Source organism: Microbacterium sp. LRZ72, assembly GCF_033792225.1.
Classification (GTDB): domain Bacteria; phylum Actinomycetota; class Actinomycetes; order Actinomycetales; family Microbacteriaceae; genus Microbacterium.
The window spans coordinates 11897-29853 of sequence record NZ_JANGEX010000019.1 but is presented as its reverse complement, the minus strand read 5'-3'; the positions used below and the strand labels follow the sequence as shown (position 1 = coordinate 29853).

General features: G+C 72.3%; 15 protein-coding genes. 5 read left to right on the top strand and 10 right to left on the bottom strand.

The genetic code is table 11. From position 1 onward, the window contains the following. The first annotated feature begins 5 nt into the window (after positions 1-5). The gene (locus tag M4I32_RS14285; RefSeq protein WP_319035153.1) at positions 6-1214 is read left to right on the top strand and encodes a glycosyltransferase; all 1209 of its coding nucleotides are present in this window, start codon (positions 6-8) and stop codon (positions 1212-1214) included. Continuing rightward, positions 1211-2455, top strand: coding sequence for a glycosyltransferase family 4 protein (locus tag M4I32_RS14280; protein ID WP_319035152.1), 1245 nt, complete (start codon positions 1211-1213; stop codon positions 2453-2455). Before M4I32_RS14285 ends, M4I32_RS14280 begins: the two co-directional genes overlap by 4 nt. Positions 2456-2513: 58 nt before the next feature. On the opposite strand, the gene M4I32_RS14275 is transcribed toward M4I32_RS14280, so the two are convergent. Next, a complete protein-coding gene (locus M4I32_RS14275; protein ID WP_319035151.1) occupies positions 2514-3458 on the bottom strand; it encodes an NADP-dependent oxidoreductase in 945 nt (314 codons plus the stop codon). 181 nt (positions 3459-3639) lie between these two features. On the opposite strand from M4I32_RS14275, the gene M4I32_RS14270 reads away from it, so the two are divergent. Beyond that, positions 3640-5853 carry an ATP-dependent Clp protease ATP-binding subunit gene (locus M4I32_RS14270; protein ID WP_319035150.1) on the top strand — a complete coding sequence of 738 codons (2214 nt, stop codon included), beginning with the start codon at positions 3640-3642 and terminating at the stop codon, positions 5851-5853. A 227-nt stretch (positions 5854-6080) separates the two neighbouring features. Further along, positions 6081-6923 carry a UbiA family prenyltransferase gene (locus M4I32_RS14265; protein ID WP_319035149.1) on the top strand — a complete coding sequence of 281 codons (843 nt, stop codon included), beginning with the start codon at positions 6081-6083 and terminating at the stop codon, positions 6921-6923. Positions 6924-6948: 25 nt separating this feature from the next. Here the strand turns inward: M4I32_RS14265 and M4I32_RS14260 are convergent, their stop codons facing one another. The 5 genes from M4I32_RS14260 to M4I32_RS14240 form a co-directional block, all read right to left on the bottom strand. After that, positions 6949-7278, bottom strand: a complete 330-nt coding sequence (locus M4I32_RS14260; RefSeq protein WP_319035148.1) for a YrhK family protein — start codon at positions 7276-7278, stop codon at positions 6949-6951. A gap of 40 nt (positions 7279-7318) precedes the next feature. Further along, entirely contained in the window at positions 7319-8479 is a 1161-nt protein-coding gene (locus M4I32_RS14255; RefSeq protein ID WP_319035147.1) for an NAD(P)/FAD-dependent oxidoreductase, read from the bottom strand. After that, positions 8479-9189, bottom strand: a complete 711-nt coding sequence (locus M4I32_RS14250) for a methyltransferase domain-containing protein (RefSeq protein ID WP_319035146.1) — start codon at positions 9187-9189, stop codon at positions 8479-8481. The genes M4I32_RS14255 and M4I32_RS14250 overlap by 1 nt, the downstream gene beginning before the upstream one ends. Beyond that, a complete protein-coding gene (locus M4I32_RS14245) occupies positions 9186-10328 on the bottom strand; it encodes a type III polyketide synthase (protein ID WP_319035145.1) in 1143 nt (380 codons plus the stop codon). Before M4I32_RS14245 ends, M4I32_RS14250 begins: the two co-directional genes overlap by 4 nt. A gap of 117 nt (positions 10329-10445) precedes the next feature. Then, a complete protein-coding gene (locus M4I32_RS14240) occupies positions 10446-11819 on the bottom strand; it encodes a glucose-6-phosphate dehydrogenase (RefSeq protein ID WP_319035144.1) in 1374 nt (457 codons plus the stop codon). Between the two features lie 56 nt (positions 11820-11875). Here M4I32_RS14240 and M4I32_RS14235 point away from each other — a divergent pair, with 56 nt between their 5' ends. Next, positions 11876-13669, top strand: coding sequence for a glycoside hydrolase family 15 protein (locus M4I32_RS14235; protein ID WP_319035143.1), 1794 nt, complete (start codon positions 11876-11878; stop codon positions 13667-13669). 24 nt (positions 13670-13693) lie between these two features. Here M4I32_RS14235 and M4I32_RS14230 read toward each other — a convergent pair whose 3' ends face one another. From M4I32_RS14230 to M4I32_RS14215, 4 genes are all read right to left on the bottom strand, one after another. Next, positions 13694-14854, bottom strand: coding sequence for an ABC transporter permease (locus M4I32_RS14230; protein WP_319035142.1), 1161 nt, complete (start codon positions 14852-14854; stop codon positions 13694-13696). Next, the gene (locus tag M4I32_RS14225; protein ID WP_319035141.1) at positions 14851-15735 is read right to left on the bottom strand and encodes an ABC transporter ATP-binding protein; all 885 of its coding nucleotides are present in this window, start codon (positions 15733-15735) and stop codon (positions 14851-14853) included. The genes M4I32_RS14230 and M4I32_RS14225 overlap by 4 nt, the downstream gene beginning before the upstream one ends. A gap of 218 nt (positions 15736-15953) precedes the next feature. Then, positions 15954-16622, bottom strand: a complete 669-nt coding sequence (locus M4I32_RS14220; protein ID WP_319035140.1) for a response regulator transcription factor — start codon at positions 16620-16622, stop codon at positions 15954-15956. Continuing rightward, positions 16619-17911, bottom strand: a complete 1293-nt coding sequence (locus tag M4I32_RS14215; protein WP_319035139.1) for a sensor histidine kinase — start codon at positions 17909-17911, stop codon at positions 16619-16621. The genes M4I32_RS14220 and M4I32_RS14215 overlap by 4 nt, the downstream gene beginning before the upstream one ends. Between the last annotated feature and the right edge of the window lie 46 nt (positions 17912-17957).

Genomic DNA, 17957 nt, shown 5'->3' with positions numbered 1-17957 from the left:
CACCCGTGCATGTGGTGATGCTCGGCGACCAGCCGATCGGTTCACTCGGCGGCGCGCAGGTGTCGATGCGTCTGCAGCGTCGGCATCTCGAGCGCGCCGGCCACACCGTGACGGTCGTGGCGCCCCGGGCTCCTCGCGCGCCCGCACGCGCCCAGGATGACGTCGGTCTCTTCTCGCTGCCCATGACCATGGACCGCGAGTACGCCTGGAGCTGGCCAGGGGCAGCCGGAGACCGCGCGATCGACGCGGCGCTCGCGCAGCGGCCGCCGGTGGACGTGGTGCACGTGCAGGGCGACTTCTGGGGGGCGTACCTCGGCTACCGTCTCGGCCGGCGACACGAGCTGCCGGTCGTGCACACCATGCACAACCGGGTGGACGTCGGGATCGCGGCGTTGACGCCGTTCCCGCGGCCCGTGCTCGCGGTGCTGCACCTGTGGCAGACGAGGCAGCTCGGTCGCGAGCGGGCAGTGGGGCCTGCGGCTCGCGACGGCTGGTCGTATCTCGGCCGGTTCGGGCGCGAGGCCGCCGCCGTCACCGCCCCCTCGACGCACTTCGCCGATCGGCTGCGCGCGCACGGCGTCGCGGAGTCCATCGATGTGGTGCCCAACGGCATCGACGACGACGCGCTCGACCGCGTGCTCTCGGAGCCGCCAGGCCCGACGGGCGAGGGCGGCCGCCCCCGGCTCCTCTGGCTGGGGCGGATGAGCCCCGAGAAGCGCGTGCTGCCCTTCCTTCGTGCCGTGGCCGAATCCGGCGTCGAGGCCGACGTCGAGGTGATCGGGGGCGGCAACGAGCTGGCGGCCGCGAAGCGCCTCGTGACCCGGCTGCGCCCGCAGGCCCGCGTGCGCTTTCCCGGTCGGCTGCCCTACGTGCAGGCCCTGCGTCGCATCCGCAGCGCCGACGCCGTGGTGCAGTCGTCCCTGGGCTTCGAGACGCAGGGGATGACGGTGTTCGAGGCGGCGAGCCTCGGCACGGCCGCGGTCGTGTGCGACCCCGATATCGCGCACGAGCTCGGTCGCGGCTACTGGCTCGCGCGGGGGCAGGCGGACGACCCTCGCGACTCCGACCGGGCGCTCGCGCAGACGCTGCGCGACGCCGTCGCCGACATCCGGGCCGGACACCCACCGCGTCCCGACGAGCATGCGGGCGAGCGCATGCGGCAGTCCACGCGTACGGCGCAGATGCTGCGGGTGTACGAACGGGTGACGGCATGAGCCCGCGCCGGTCCATCGCTCTGGTCTGCGACTACTCCCTCGACTACATGGGCGGCGCACAGAGCGCGTTCCTCGACGAGGCGATGCTGCTGCGCGAGCGCGGTCACCGCGTCGTGCTCGTGGTGCCGTTCGTGCGCCCCGGGATCGTGCCCGTTGGCCCCTGGCGGGAGGAGTGGCTCGCCCGGGGCGGCGACATCGTGCCGGTGCCCGCCGCGACGACGCTGCCGGGCATCGGACTCCCCGTCATCCGCAACAGCGCCGGGTTGCGCCGGCGGCTGGGGGCGGAACTGGCGGTGCGCGGTGTGGATGTGGTGCATGTGCACTCGGAGTTCGGGCTCACGGCGGCCGTGGTGTCGGCCGCGCGCCGCGCGGGCATCGGCACCGTGCAGACCGTGCACACCTTCTTCTGGCGGGCCCCCATCTGGCGTCCGCTCGAGGGGCTCGCGGCGCGCGTGGTCGGAGGGTTCGTGCGATGGCTGCGCGCCTTCCCCACACCCCGGCAGCCGCTCGCGCCGCAGGCCCTCGAGTCGGCGCTGCGCAACATGACGCTGTCGATGGCGGTGCGGGTCGACGCGGTGATCTCGCCCTCCGCGCACCAGGCCGAGCGTCTGGAGGCCGCAGGACTGAGCGGCGTGCGGATCGTGCCGAACGCCGTCGCCGCAGCGGACGGATCCCCGCCTGCACTGACCTCGGTGTCGGCGCCGCTGCGGATCGTGTGGGTGGGGCGGCTTGCTCCCGAGAAGCGGCTGCGGGAGTGGATCGACGCCGTGGCGACGGCATCCGCCCTGCTGCCGCCGGGTGCGCTCGATGTGGAGGTCATCGGCGAGGGGCCCGCGCGCAGCGAGGCCGAGGCGCGGGCGCGCGAGACCACGGCGCCGATCCGCTTCACCGGGCGCCTGTCGCGCGGCGAGGTGCAGGAGCGGATGCGTGCGGCGCACCTCGTCGCGCTCACGTCCTTCGGGTTCGACAACCAGCCGGTGACGATCGTGGAGGCCCTGCATGCGCGCCGCGGGGTGCTCTACGTCGATCCCTCTCTGACCGAGGGTGTCGACGTGGCCGGGCTGCGCGCAGAGACCCCGGATGTGGCGGGCATGGCGGATCTGCTCGTGCGTCTGGCCCGAGATCCCGCGCCCGTCGTGGCGGCCTCGTCGCGTGCGGAAGAAGGCGCTCGCGCGTTCGACCCCGACGTGCACGTCGAGCGCCTGCTGGCCGTCTACGAGGCGGTCTCCGCCGGGCGGTGAGGTGCCCGACCCGCCGCGGACGACGCACGGGCAGGGGGTGTCGCCGGCTGGTGTCGGCTCAGGGCAGGAGGGCGACCTTGCCTCCGGGGTGACCGGCCGCGACGAGCCGGAGCGCGTCGGGCGCCTCGGCGAGGGGGAACGTGTGCGCCACCGGGAGCGTCAGCTGACCGCGGGCGGCGAGATCGAGGATGACGGCGCGCTGGGGTTCGCGGAAGGCGATGCTCGCCGGGGCGGCGCCCGCCGAGATCTGCACGCCGGCCTCGCGCGCCGCCTTGCCGGGCGCGAGCGTCGCGACACGGTCGGGGCGCTCGACCAGCTCGAGCGAGACCTCGAGGGCCTCGTCGGTGCCGGCGGCATCCACCGCGGCGTCCACTCCTTCGGGGGCGAGCCCGCGTACCCGCTCGGCGAGGCCGTCGCCATACACGACGGCCTCGGCGCCGAACGAGCGCACCTTCTGCCCGCTCGCCTCGGACGACGTGCCGATCACGCGGATCCCGCGGAGGCGCGCGAGCTGGACGACGAGCACGCCGACCGAGCCGGAGGCGCCGTGGACGAGCAGCGTGTCGCCCTCGCCGGCTCCGGACAGATGCAGCAGCTCGGCGGCGACGACGCCGACGTGCAGCAGGTTGGCGGCCACCGCGGGTTCGATGTTCGACGGCCGCGGGAAGACCTCCCGCGCGGCCACGGTGACCTCGTCGGCGAAGCCGCCCGTGATCTTGAATGCGATGACCTCGTCGCCGACGGCGAGCTGTTCGCCGGCGGCGGTGCGTGCCTGAGCGCCGACCGCGGTGATGACCCCGGCCACCTCCTGCCCGGGCGTGAGGGGGAGCAGATCGGGGTCGGCGTTCCACCCTCCGGCGAGCGTCTTGGCGTCGGACGGGTTGACGCCCGCCGCGCGCACGCGAATGGTGACCTCCTCCGCGCCGGGTGCGGGTGTCTCGGTCTCGATGAGCTGGAGGGCGTCGATGCCGGCGTACTCGGGGGCGATCCATCGTCGGGTCATGCGTCCATCCCATCGCGCCCGTCGACGGGAGGCATCCCCCGGCCCTGCCATCTTTGCTTGCGTCCGGCGCACCGCCAGATGCTCGCGCGGGACCATTGCCCGACACCCGGGTGAGTGCTAAAGTTGAGCCACAGCGACTCAAGTTTGGGGTCGCGGCGTATCTCAGGGAGAACGGACGACCATGCAACCAGGCCAGCAGCCCCCGCAGGAGGAGCAGCAGAGCGCTCTCGAGCAGTTCGGCATCAATCTGACCGAGCGGGCGAAGCAGGGCAAGCTCGATCCCGTGATCGGGCGCGACAGCGAGATCCGGCGCGTCAGCCAGGTGCTCACCCGCCGCACCAAGAACAACCCCGTGCTCATCGGCGAACCCGGTGTCGGCAAGACGGCCGTCGTCGAGGGCCTCGCTCAGCGCATCGTCGCCGGCGACGTGGCCGAGTCGCTGAAGGACAAGGAGCTGATCACGCTCGACATCTCGGCCCTCGTCGCCGGCGCCATGTACCGCGGACAGTTCGAGGAACGGCTCAAGAGCGTGCTGAAGGAGATCACCGAATCCGAGGGACGCGTGATCACCTTCATCGACGAGCTGCACGTGCTGATGGGCGCAGGCGGTGGCGAGGGGTCGGTGGCGGCATCCAACATGCTCAAGCCGATGCTGGCGCGCGGCGAGCTGCGTCTGATCGGCGCGACCACGCTGAACGAGTACCGCGAGTTCATCGAGAAGGACGCGGCCCTCGAGCGCCGGTTCCAGCAGGTCTACGTCGGCGAGCCGAGCGTCGAGGACACGGTGGCGATCCTGCGCGGGCTCAAGGAGCGATACGAGGCGCACCACAAGGTCGCGATCGCCGACGCCGCACTCGTGGCCGCGGCATCCCTCTCGCACCGCTACATCCCGAGCCGGCAGCTGCCCGACAAGGCCATCGATCTGATCGACGAGGCCGCCTCGCGGCTGCGGATGGAGATCGACTCCGCCCCGCTCGAGATCGACGAGCTGCGCCGGCACGTCGACCGGCTCAAGCTCGAGGAGATGGCGCTGAAGAAGGAGAAGGACGACGCCTCGAAGGAACGGCTCGCCGCGCTGCGCGCCGATCTGAAGGAGGAGGAGGAGCGCCTCGGCGAGCTGAAGACGCGGTGGGAGCGCGAGCGGGCGTCGCTGAACCAGGTGGGTGAACTGAAGACACGGCTGGATGCCGCACGCGTCGAAGCCGACCGCGCCCAGCGTGAGGGCAACCTCGAGACCGCGTCGCGGCTGCTGTACGCCGAGATCCCGTCGCTGCAGCGGCGTCTGATGGAGGCCGAGCGAGCCGAGTCGAGCGAGGAGCGCATGGTCGGCGACCAGGTCACCGACGAGGACATCGCCACCGTCATCGCTGCCTGGACCGGGATCCCGGTCGGACGGCTGCTGCAGGGCGAGACCGAGAAGCTGCTCAACCTCGAGCGCGAGCTCGGCCGGCGCCTGATCGGTCAGAAGGATGCCGTCGGCGCGGTCTCGGACGCCGTGCGCCGCTCGCGTGCGGGTATCAGCGACCCGAACCGCCCGACGGGCTCGTTCCTGTTCCTCGGGCCCACCGGCGTCGGCAAGACCGAGCTCGCCAAGGCGCTCGCGGAGTTCCTCTTCGACGACGAGCACGCCATGGTGCGCATCGACATGTCCGAGTACGGCGAGAAGCACACCGTGTCGCGTCTCGTCGGGGCCCCTCCCGGGTACGTGGGATACGAGCAGGGCGGTCAGCTGACCGAAGCCGTACGCCGGCGTCCGTACTCGGTCGTGCTGCTCGACGAAGTCGAGAAGGCGCACCCCGAGGTGTTCGACGTGCTGCTGCAGGTCATGGACGACGGGCGCCTGACCGACGGCCAGGGGCGCACCGTCGACTTCAAGAACGTCATCCTGATCCTCACGTCGAACCTCGGCTCGCCGATCCTGATCGACCCCGCGCTGACTCTCGAGCAGAAGCGGGAGCAGGTGCAGGGGCTGGTGCGGCAGGCCTTCAAGCCCGAGTTCATCAACCGCCTCGACGACATCGTCATCTTCCAGGCGCTGACGCAGGACGACCTGGCGCAGATCGTGGAGCTGGCCGTCGACGAGCTGCAGCGGCGGCTGCGCGATCGGCGTCTCACCCTGGCGGTCACCCCCGATGCGCGCGCATGGCTCGCCGAGCGCGGGTACGACCCCCTCTTCGGGGCGCGTCCGTTGCGTCGGCTGATCCAGTCCGAGATCCAGGACCGTCTCGCGATGGCGCTTCTGTCGGGACGCGTGCACGACGGGGACGTCGTGCGGGTCGATGTGACGGCCGACGGGTCGTCGCTCGCACTCACGAGCGACGGTCCCGCGTCCTCCCCCGCGCGGGATGAGGGGGATGACGACGACGTGGTGATCGCCGAGGTGGTCGAGGACTGACGGCGGCTCCCGCACGAGAAACCATCGTTCGCGTGAGACCGCCCGCAACGCGGCGGGTCTCACGCGAACGATGATGTGTCACAGAGGGGTAGCGGGGCTGCGCGCGGGGGAACGGGGCTGCGCGCCGGGGTAGCGGGGCTGCGCGCCGGCCGGCCGGCGACGCCGGGATAGGGTGGCCGGGTGAACAGGCGGGGCGGGCGCGAGCGCGGATGCCGCGGCGCAAGATCATGACGGCGGTCCTGGCTCTCTGGCGGTCATGCCATCCCGGGCCCACGGTCGTGGTCACGGCCCTGTCGGCGCTTCTCGGCCTGGCCGCCGCGGTGCCCCCCGGCCGGATCGCCCTGCTGGTGGCGGCCGTCTTCGTCGGGCAGCTCTCGATCGGGTGGTCCAACGACGCGATCGACGCGCACCGGGACCGCGCGGTGGGTCGCGCCGACAAGCCGATCGCACGGGGCGAGATCTCCGCGCGCACCGTCGGAATCGCGGGGGGTGTCGCGCTCGCGGTCGCGCTGGGTGTGTCGGCCGCGCTCGGGCCGGCGTTCCTGACCGCGCACGCGGTCTTCCTCGTCTCGGCGTGGAGCTACAACGCGGGTCTCAAGCGCACCGTCGTGTCGCTCGCACCCTTTCTCGTGAGCTTCGGCCTGCTGCCGACGCTCGCGACCCTCGCCGGTGTTCCGCCGCAGCCGGCGCCGGTGTGGGCCTGGATCGCGGGTGCGGCGCTCGGCGCGGCCGTGCATCTGACGAACGTGCTGCCCGATCTCGACGACGACGCCCGCACCGGTGTACGTGGCCTGCCGCACCGACTGGGCGCCCGCGCCTCGACACTGCTCGCCGTCGCGGGCCTCCTCGTGGGTGCCGCGGCCGCGCTGCTGGGCCCGGTCGGGGGCGACCCGCGGGCCGTCGCCCCCCTCTCGTGGCTGTTCTTCGCCGCGGTGGCCGCGCTCGCGGCGGTGACGGTGGTCGTGGCCCTGACCCGGCCGCGGGGGCGCGTGCTCTTCACCCTGGTGATGGTGTCCGCCCTGCTGCTCGCGGCGCAGCTCGTGGCGACGGGATCGGCGCTCGCCGCCTGAGGACGCGCGCGAGGCGACCGGCCGCCTAGAAGTCTCCGGCGTGGTCGGTGCGGTCCTGCACCGAGTCGAAGCGCTTGAGGTGCGTGCGACGGGCCAGGCGGATGACCGGTCGCAGCAGGAACTGCACGCTGCCGACGATGAACAGCCAGGCTGCAATCGTGGACGTGGACGGCCACAGGAACAGGATGCTGCCCGCGACGAAGAGCACGCCGATGATGGCGTCGTTGGTGATGCTGAGGGCTTCGTACCGGTTGCGGATGACGAGTTCGTCCGCGCCGAGAGGGAGCGCCAGGTCGTTTCGGCCGGCGCCCGCGCTGCGGCGCGTGCCGCCCGTGTCGGAGGAGGAGGATGCCATTGCTCCATGCTCTCAGCGCACGCGACGCAGGAGGCCGCTCTCACGCATCGGGGTCGAACCCCATGGCGTACGCGCGCGCGAGCAGGGGGGCGGCAGGGGAGCGCAGCACGCCATGCAGGACGGCGGCCCGCGAGCGCTGACCCCACGGCGGGGCCGGCCGGCCGATGACGGTGTTGACGACCGCGAGACGGGCCGAGCCGGCCGCCGCCCGCCGCCGTCGTCGCTCCCATCGGGTCAGGTCGGCCTCGGGCGGCTCCCCGGCGCGGGTCCACTCCGCCAGCAGGGGCGCCAGCGTGACCGCATCGAGCAGCCCGAGGTTCATGCCCTGGCCGCCGATCGGGCTCACCTCGTGTGCGGCGTCGCCGATGGCCAGCACGCGGTCGTGCCACATGCGGCGCACGAGGGCGCGGCGCACCCCGAACGCGGATGCCGCGGTGACGGCGTCTGCGGCATCCACCGATCCCGTGCGCGTGCGGATCGCATCGCGCAGCCGCTCGGCGAGATCGGTGGCCCCGGCGAGGCGCCGCGACGCGTCGCCGTCCCACGCGACGAACCGGCGCCGACCTCCGGGGAGGGGGAACGACTCCAGCACGCCGTCGCCGTGCAGATGCACGACGGCGGTGGCTCCGTCCCCGGTCGCGTCGGGGGCATCCGACATGACGTAGCGATCGGGATACGTGCGCGCGCGAACATCCGCGGTGAGGGGCGACACCCCCCGGCCTCGGGCGCCGGTGGCGACGACGACGATGCGTGCACGCAGGTCGACCGAGTCGTCCCCCACGCGCGCCGTCACTTCTGCGGTGCCCCGGCGGGACCGCACCCTCGAGACGTCGAACCCGCGCCGGGGCTCCGGCGCGCCCCAGGCCTGTGCCGCATCCGAGAGCGCCCGCTCCGTGCCCTGCTGCGGCAGCGTCGCCACGTAGGGGTGGCGTCCGATCGAGTCGAAGCGCAGCACCCCGATGCTCGCGCCGCCCACCCTGGCCTCGCCGCGGCCGACCCGCAGCGCCGAGGACAGGATGCGCTCGGTCGCCCCCGAGGCCTCCATGGCGGTCAGCGCCGCCGCGTGCACCCCGACGGCCCGCGTACCGGGGCTCGGCTCGAGACGCCTTTCGTACAGGGCGGCGTCCACACCCCGACGGGCCAGCTCGGCGGCGAGCAGGGTGGCGACGGGGCCCGCGCCGACGATCAGCACGTCGTGCATCAGTGGCCGTCCGACGCATCCCGTACCGCGAGCAGCCGGAAGGCGACGGGTCGATCGATGCGCCAGCCGGGCGGTGCGATGCGCTCCAGCTCGACGGTCGTGAAGCTGCGGCGGATCGATCTGAGCCCGTCCGTGCGCAGGAATGAACCGGGGGCGAGGGGCGTGATGCCCGCGGAGTATGCCGCGTAGGCCCCGCGCCCGCGGTGGATGTCGGAGTGCAGGGCGAGCCCCCGCGTCAGGGCGGCCGAGTCCTCGAGCAACCCGCGCACGCCGCTTTCGTCGAGGTGGTGCAGCACGTGGTTCGAGAGCACGATGTCGAACCGCTCGACCGACGCGATCAGGTCGGAGCTGTGCGCTGCCCGGTATTCCACGCCGAGCATGGGCCGCGACGCACGGGCGGTCTCGAGGCATCGTTCGTCGGGATCGATGCCCAGCCCCGTGGCCGAGAACCCGTCGGCGCGGGCGCGGGCCACGATGTCGCGCAGCACGTCGCCGGCGCCGCACCCGATGTCGAGGATGCGCACCACGCCCTCCCGCGTCGCCAGGTGCGGCCGAACGTACTCACGGTAGACGGTGGCCCACCCGGCGACCAGCCGGTTGACCAGTGCGAAGCGTCGCAGCGTGCGCCGAAGGCGCACCGGGTCGCAGTTCGGGTCGTCCATCAGCTCGCGCAGCAGGTGGTCGCGCCGCGACAGACCGGCCGAGCTCATTCCGTTCGGCTCGCCACAATGGCGGGCTCCGCCCCGGTGCGAGCGCCCTGCGGGAGACGTGCCCGCATCAGCACGGACTCCACGGTGAGGCCGGGCCCGAAAGCGGCCCCCAGCACCCGGTCGCCGTCGTGCACGTCGTCGTCCCGCAGCATCCGCTCGAGGATGAACAGCACGGTCGCCGACGACATGTTGCCGAACTCCCTCAGCACCGCCCGGGAATGCTGCAGGGCGGCGGGCTCCAGGGCCATCGCCGTCTCGAAGCGGTCAAGGATGCTGCGCCCGCCGGGGTGCACGGCCCAGGCGTCGATGGGGCCGCCAGCGCGCTCGATGAGCGGGGCGAGCGCCTCGCCGACCTCGCGTCCGATGATGCGGGGGACCTCGGCGGTGAGCGTCATCTCGAACCCGTGGTCGCCGATGACCCAGCGCATGTCGTCTTCGCCCTCGCTCGTGATCGACGTGCCGAAGCCGTCGAGTTCGAGCGTGCGGGCGGTTGCGGACGGCGAGGCGGAGACGATGGCGGCGGCGGCTCCGTCTGCGAAGACCGCCGAGGCCACGATCTGCTCGGGATCGTCGGACACCCGGATGTGGATCGTGCAGATCTCACCGCACGCGACCAGCACCACGGCCGAGGGGTCGGCCGCGCAGATGCGCGAGGCCGTGCGCAGGGCGGGGAAGGCCGCGGCGCAGCCGAGAAAGCCCAGGTGGTCGCGTTCGACGGCGGGATCGAGATCGAGGTCGCGCACGAGCCGGTAATCGGGGCCCGGCGCGAAGAACCCGGTGCACGAGGCGGTGACGACGTGGGTCACCGAGGATGCCGGCACGTCGGCCTGTGCCAGCGCGGCCCGGGCGGCCGTGGCGAACAGGTCGGGCGCCTCCCGCGCGTACACGTCGTTGCGCGCACCCGTTGCGGGGTTCTGGATCATGCGGCTGTCGGCGTCGACGAAGTTCGAGCCGCCCGTCACGAGCTCGGGCAGCACCGTGTGACGGGAGTCGATCGCGGACTGGTCGAACGCCGCGCCGATCAGCCGCGCCGTGAGGCGGTCGACATCCGGTTGGGCGAGGAAGAGATCCCGGACGGCCGGCTGGTCGATCAGGCTGGGCGGCACGGCCGTGCCGATGCCGAGGATGTGCGCGGGCATGTCTCAGAGTAACCATGACCGCCGCCCGCTCGGGTCAGGGTTGACACCCCGCTCGCACGTCCCGGCTTTTCGTGTCACTGATGGGTGATGGCAGGAGAAGTCGGGACTCGGACGCCGTCAGGCGGGAGACGGGCGATCCCAGGATGCCGGGCCCGTCGAGCCCGCGGGGTATTCCTCCAGCGGCACGTTTCCGGCCTGCCAGGCGGCGAGCACCGGCTGGACGATGCGCCAGCACTGCACGGCGGCATCCCCGCGCACCGACAGGGTGGCGTCGCCGTCGAGGATGCCCGAGAGCACCTCGCCGTAGGCGCGCAGCGCGCCCTCGCCCAGCTCGGCGTGCAGGCGGGTGCGCTCGAGCGAGAAAGGATCCTCGGCGCCGTTGACATTCAGCTCGAGCGACATGCGGTCGGGGCCGAGCGAGAACCGCAGCACCGACCCGTCGGCGGCGCCGGTGAATCCCTCGGGAAGGTGGCGCACCGGTCGGAAGCGGATGACGATCTCGGCGTCCGGCTCGGCGAGCGCCTTGCCCGAGCGCAGGGTGAAGGGCACGCCCGCCCACCGCGCCGTGCGCACCTCGCACGTCATCTCCGCGAGCGTCTCGGTGCCGCGCCCGGGATCGACTCCCTGCTCGTCGACGTACGAGGGCAGGGTGCGGCCGTCGATGGTTCCGGCCGTGTAGCGCGCGCGCCGTGACGCCGTGCGGGGGGCGTCATCCCACAGCGCCGTCGCGCGCAGCGCCGCGGTCGTCGCGTCGCGCAGATCCACCTCGTCCAGGGTCGCCGGCGGCTCCATGGCGACGAAGGCGAGCACCTGCAGCAGGTGGCTCTGGATCATGTCGGTCAGGGCCCCGGCGCGGTCGTAATAGCCGGCGCGGCCCTCGAGCCCGAGTGATTCGTCGAAGCGGATCATCACCGATTCCACGTGCTCGGCGGACCAGACAGGCTCGAGCACGCGGTTGGCGAAGCGCACGCCCAGCAGGTTCAGAACCGTCGAGCGGCCGAGGAAGTGGTCGACGCGGAAGATCTGGTGCTCCGGCACGAGCCGCTCGAGCGTCTGATTCAGCCGCAGGGCGCTGGCCTCGTCGACGCCGAAGGGCTTCTCGAGGGCGAGCACCGTGCCCGCCGGCAGTGGCACGTGCGTGAGGGCGTCGCACGCGCTCGCGGCCACGGCGGGGGGAACGGCGAAGTACAGTGCGAGGCGGCCCCGGGCGCCCTCGATCAGGGCCCGCAGGTCCGCGGGCTTGGTGATGTCGGCCTGCCGGTAGCTGGTCGAGGCGATGACCTCGTTGGCGGCATCCGCCCCGCCCTCGGCGAACGACGTGCGCACCACCTCGCGCCAGCGCTCGTCGTCCCACTCCTCGCGTCCGGCTCCCTGCAGGTGCACCCTGCGCTGGGGCTCGCGGGTGAGCAGCTGACCGAGCGCGGGAAGGAGCAGGCGGGAGGTGAGATCCCCCGAGGCGCCCAGGATCAGCAACGTGGTCTCGGCCGTCATGGCCCCCACCCTAGCCGGGCTCGATGTCGCACGGAGGGGACTGACATGATCGGATCATGACGTCACCCATCGAGGACTACGCCATCCTGAGCGACACGCGCACCGCCGCTCTCGTCTCCCGCACCGGCAGCATCGACTGGCTGTGCGTGCCCCGCTACGACTCGGCGTCGGTGTTCGGCGCCCTGCTCGGCGACGAGAACCACGGATGCTGGCGCCTGCACCCGCGCGACGAGCACGCCACGGCATCCCGCCGCTACGACGGCGACACCTTCGTGCTGATCACCCGGTGGGAGTGCGCCTCCGGCGTCGCCGAGGTGCACGATTTCATGCCCATCGGCGGGGGACGCGTCGACCTCGTCCGCCGTGTGGTCGGCATCAGCGGCGAGGTGGAGTTCGTGCAGGAAGTGGCGATGCGTTTCGACTACGCGCGCACGCTGCCCTGGGTGCGGCAGGTCGGCACCCCCGAGGACCCCGCCCTGCTGGCAGTGGCGGGCCCCGACGCGATCATCGCGCGGGCGGCGCGGCTGACGCCGAGCGACCACGTGCACCGGGGCGACGTCACCGTGACGGAGGGAGGCCGGGTCGACCTGACGCTGACGTGGTTCCCCTCGCACGAAGAAGCCCCCGCCCCGATCGACGTCGACACCGAGCTCGAGGCCACCAAGCGGTGGTGGGGCGACTGGGCGGCACGCATCGAGCACGCCGGGCCGCACCATGCCGAGGTCGTGCGTTCGCTGCTGGTGCTGCGCGCCCTGAGCCACGAAGACACCGGGGGCATCGTCGCGGCGGCCACGACCTCGCTGCCCGAGGATTTCGGCGGCTCGCGCAACTGGGACTACCGCTACGTCTGGCTGCGCGACGCCGCACTCACCCTCGAGGCGCTCATCAACCACGGCTTCCTCGGGGTGACCGAGCGGTGGCGCCGGTGGCTGCTGCGCGCGATCGCCGGCGACCCCGCCCAGCTGCAGATCATGTACGGCATCGCCGGCGAGCGCGATCTGCTCGAGCGGGAGCTGACGAGCCTGCCCGGCTACGACGGGGCGGCCCCGGTGCGAGTGGGCAACGCGGCGGCCGGGCAGTTCCAGGCCGACGTGATCGGCGAGGTCATGGTGGCTCTGGAGGCGGCCCGGATGGCGGGCCTTGAAGAGACCGACTTCTCGTGGCCCCTGCAGCGAGCGCTCCTGGCCTACGTCGAGGACAACATCGAACGGCCCGACAACGGCATCTGGGAGATCCGCAACGATCCGCAGATGTTCACCCACTCCCGCGTGATGGTGTGGGCCGCTCTGGACCGGGGGGTCCGGGCGGTGCGCGAGGGCGGCTTGGACGGTCCCGCCGACCACTGGGAGCAGCTGCGCGAGCGCGTGCGGCGGGAGATCGACGAGCGGGGCGTCGACCCCGAGGGCGGCTACTTCGTGCAGCACTACGGATCGCGCGAGGTCGACGCATCGCTGCTGCTGCTGACGCAGGTGGGCTTCTGCGCGGCGGACGACCCCCGCATGCTCGCCACCGTCGCGCGAATGGAGAGCACCCTCATGCACGAGGGGATGCTGCACCGCTATCGGACCGACACCGGTGTGGACGGCCTGGCCGGCGACGAGCACCCGTTCCTGGCCTGTTCGTTCTGGCTGGTCGAGCAGTACGCCACGAGTGGGCGCATCGACGACGCCACCGAGCTGATGGACCGGCTGTGCGCCCTGACCAACGACGTCGGGCTGCTCGCGGAGGAGTACGAACCGAAGACCGGTCGTGCAGCGGGGAACACGCCACAGGCGCTGTCGCATCTCGCCCTCGTGCGAGCGGCCGACGCCCTGGTGGGCCACTCGGGCCGGGCCGCGGACCGCCACTGAGGGCGTCCGCGACCCGGGCCGTGGTCAGCCGCGCAGGGCCTCGGCCAGCTTGACCCGGGTTCCCATCCGCAGCAGCGAGTTCTCGTAGATCTTCGCGCCGACCGCGATGGCGGCCACACAGGTCGCGATGAGGATCGCGAGTGACACCAGCGGCTCCCACCACTGCGCCTCGCCCAGGTAGAGGCGCAGCGGCATCCCGACCGGGGCGGAGAAGGGCACGTAGGACATGACGGTGAGCACCACCGGGTTGTCGTTGAAGAAGATCACGAGGAAGTACGGCGCCATCACGAGCATGATCAGCGGTGTCGTGGTGGAGCCGATGTCCTCTTGACGCGACACCATGGCCGCTGCGGCGGCGAACAGGGCCGCAAGCAGCACGAAGCCGAAGAAGAAGAACACGGCGAACCATGCGATCGGGCCGCCGAGGCCCTGCAGCACGGCCCCCTGATCCGTGACGGTGAGCCCCACGATGGCGATTGCGGCGAGCACGAGGATCTGGCCCATCGCGAGGATGGTGTTGCCGATCACCTTGCCGGCGAGCAGCGCGCGTGTCGGGATCGCCGAGATGAGGATCTCGACCACCCGGGTCTGCTTCTCCTCCACCACGCTCTGGGCGATCGTGCCGCCGAATGTGGATGCCGCGACGAGGAACACCGCGCCGAAGGCGATCGCGACGAAGTACCGCAGCGCGCCGTCGGTGTCGTCGGGGTCGAGCAGCTCGACGGGCGGGGCCTGCGAGAGCATCAGCATGAGGCTGCTCGGCGCCGAGGACTCCGCGACGACCGCGAAGCCGAGAGAGGAGGCCTGATCGCCGACGATCGCGGCATCCACGTCGCCCTCGCGCACCATCTCTTCGGCCGTGGCCCGGTCGGGGACCTCGGTCACCTCGAGACCGGGCAGCTCGTCGATGCTCGACGGGGCGTCAGCCGTGACGGCCACGGGCGTGCCCGCGTCGTTTCCGGCTTGGAAGCCGCCCCAGATGACGGCGGCGAGGGCGACCAGGAAAAGGATGAGCGTCGAGATGACGAAGGCCTTCGAGCGCAGTTTCGACCCGATCTCGCGCTCGGCGACGAGCCAGACGCTCTGCGCCGTCGACGGGGCGGACGGTGCCGACTGAAGGGACGGTGCCGACTGAAGGGACGGTGCCGGCTGAAGGGACGGTGCCGGCTGTATGGGAGTGCTCACTTGATGACCTCCTTGAAGATCTGCGCGAGGGACGGATGCTGGGGGGTGAAGGCGCGTACGCCGCCCTCGCCGACCGCGCGGGCCAGCACGCGCTCGGCGTCGGCGTCGGCGTCGGCGTCGAAGAGGGCGTAGCCGCCGTCGAACTCGATGACGCTCACCCCCGGCTCGCTGCGCAGCCAGCCGAGGTCACTGCTCGAGACGAGCTCGTACCGGCGGATGCTGTGCTCGGCGCGCAGCTGGTCGCGCGGTCCGCTCGCGCGGATGCGTCCCCCCGCGATGATGACCAGGTCGTCGCAGAGCCGCTCGACGACGTCGAGCTGGTGCGACGAGAAAAGTACGGAGGCGCCCCGCGCGGCCCGCTCCTGCAGCACGTCGGCGACGACGTCGACCGCGAGGGGGTCCAGCCCCGAGAACGGCTCGTCGAGGATGAGCACCTGGGGGTCGTGCACGAGGGCGGCGGCGATCTGCGCGCGCTGCTGGTTGCCGAGCGAGAGGGCCTCAACCGGGTCGCCGAGCCGTTCGCCCAGCCCGAGTCGTTCGAGCAGCGCGCCCGCTCGGTCGCCGGCATCCGACTTGGCGAACCCGTGCAGGCGCGCCAGGTAGGCGATGTGCTCGTGCACCTTCATCTTCGGGTACAGCCCGCGTTCCTCGGGCATGTACCCGAATCCGCGACGGTCCGCCTCGCGCAGCGGGCGGTCGTCGAGGGTGACCTCGCCGGCGTCGCGCGCGAGCACGCCGAGCAGAATGCGCATGGTGGTGGTCTTGCCGGCGCCGTTGCCGCCGACGAAGCCCGTCAGCCCTCCGGCCGACACGTCGAACGACACGTCGTCGAGCACGCGTCGCTCGCCGTAGCTCTTGGTGATCCCGCTGAGGGTCAGCATCCGGTGTTCCTTTCCGTTCGCGGGGCCAGTGGAGGCCTCGCGAACAACGCTAGGGATGCCGGTAGGCCATCCGCATCCACCGACAGGCGGGTTCTCTCGCTCCACCCACCGGGGGAGGGGCGGGCGGCGGACGTTTCGTCTCGCCTGCGGCTCGCTCAACGACCGGGCCACACCTCGGGCGTTGAGCGAGCGAAGCGAGACGAAACGTGCCCGCCGGCTTACACCAGGCCGTTGCGATGCGCCCAGACCACGGCGGCCACGCGGTCGCGCGCCCCGAGCTTCTGCAGCACGCTCGACACGTGCGACTTGACCGTCGCCTCGCCGATGAACAGCCGTCGCGCGATCTCGGCGTTGCTCAACGCGGCCGACAGCAGGCGCAGCACCTCGGTCTCGCGCTCGGTCAGTCCCGCTGCCGGCGCTGCGGTCGGTACCGCGGCTTGCGTCGCGGGGGTGTCCGACGACGCGGCGAATCGGGCGATCACGCGGCGGGTGACCTCCGGCGCCAGCAGGGCGTCTCCCGCGGCCACGACCCGCACCGCCTCGACCAGCTGCTCGGGCCCCGCGTTCTTGAGCAGGAATCCGCTGGCGCCGGCGTCGAGCGCCGCGAAGAGGTAGTCGTCGCGATCGAACGTGGTCACGATCAGCACCGCTGACTCGCCCGCATCCGCTCCGACGATGCGGCGGGTGGCCTCAAGGCCGTCCATGTCGGGCATCTGCACGTCCATGCAGATCACGTCCGGCGACAGCCGGGATGCGGCGGTCACCGCCTCGGTGCCCGTGGCGGCCTCGCCGACGACCTCGTAGCCGGACGCCTCGAGGATCATCCGGAAGCCGGCCCGCATCACGGCGTGGTCGTCGACGAGGAGCACCCGCACGGCCTCGCTCACGCGGTCGCCTCCGCGGCCGCGAGCGGCACGCTGACGCGCACCAGATATCCGCCGCGCGAGCGCGGGCCCACCTCGAGGGTTCCGCCGGAGGCACCCGCGCGCTCCCGCATCCCGATCAGGCCGACCCCGTCCCCGACAGGCGGCGGCACGCGTCCGGTGTTCGTGATCTCGAGCTCGACGGTGTCGGCTGTGTAGCGCAGCCGGATGTCGGCCGTGGCGCTCGGCCCGGCGTGCTTGCGCACGTTGGTCAGGGCTTCCTGGGCGATGCGGTAGAGGTTCAGCTGCACGACGTCGGGCACGGCGGCCGGCTCGCCGATGACCGCGACGGTGGTGGGCAGGCCGGTATCGGTGGCGCGCGCCGCCAGTGCGGTCAGACCGTCCAGGCGCACCGTGGATGCCGCCGCGTCGGCGCTCTCGTCGTCCGCCGCACCGGCCGCGCCGTCGTCACCGGGACGCAGCGTGGCGAGCAGCTGACGCAGCTCGCGAATCGCAGCCCGGGCGGACTCCTCGATTCCGGCCAGGCCCCGCCCCGCGGCATCCGGATCGTGCGCGAGCACGGCACGGGCGGCGCCGGCCTGCACGCCCATGGCCGATACGTGGTGAGCGACGACGTCGTGCAGCTCGCGCGCGATGCGCACCCGGTCGAGGGCGACGGCCTGCGCCGCCGTCACCTCGCGCTCGCGTTCGAGCTCGGCCGTGCGCTCCTCGAGTGCCCGGCGCTGCAGGGCCGCGGCATATGCTCGATCACCCATGTAGTAGGCGCCGCCGAAGAACAGGGCGTTGACGAGGAACTGGATCAGCATGTACGCGACGAACGGGGAGAAGACGCCGGCGCGCGAGAAGCCGTCGTCGGTCGGCGCGGTCGCCGCCTGGAAGGTGGTCACCAGCAGCCAGACGAACATGCCGGCGATGAGCAGCACCCGCGCGAGCATCGCGCGGCGGCGGTCATCGACCCAGGCGCCGACCGTGAAGATCGCGATGAACACCGCGATGTTGCCGACATAGACCTCGGGAATGCGAAAGGTGACGGCCACGAAGTACAGCACCGACACGACGGTGGCCACGCTGACCGGGTAGCGCCGCCGCAGCGCGAGAGGAAGCGTCAGCGCGGCCGCGTACAGCAGCGCCCAGCCCAGGTCGGCCTGCTCGTCGCCGTACATCTCGGCGACCGACGTGAGGCCGGCACTGAGGATGGCTCCGAGGAGCAGCGCGAGTGCGAGCAGCGAGTCGTGGCGCAGGTCCCGCGCCGAGGGGGCGGGGCGGCCGGTCGTGCTGCGGGTGTCGCTCACTCTCCCACGGTAGGCGGGCGCCGCCGGCTTCCGCCTCCGTCCCACG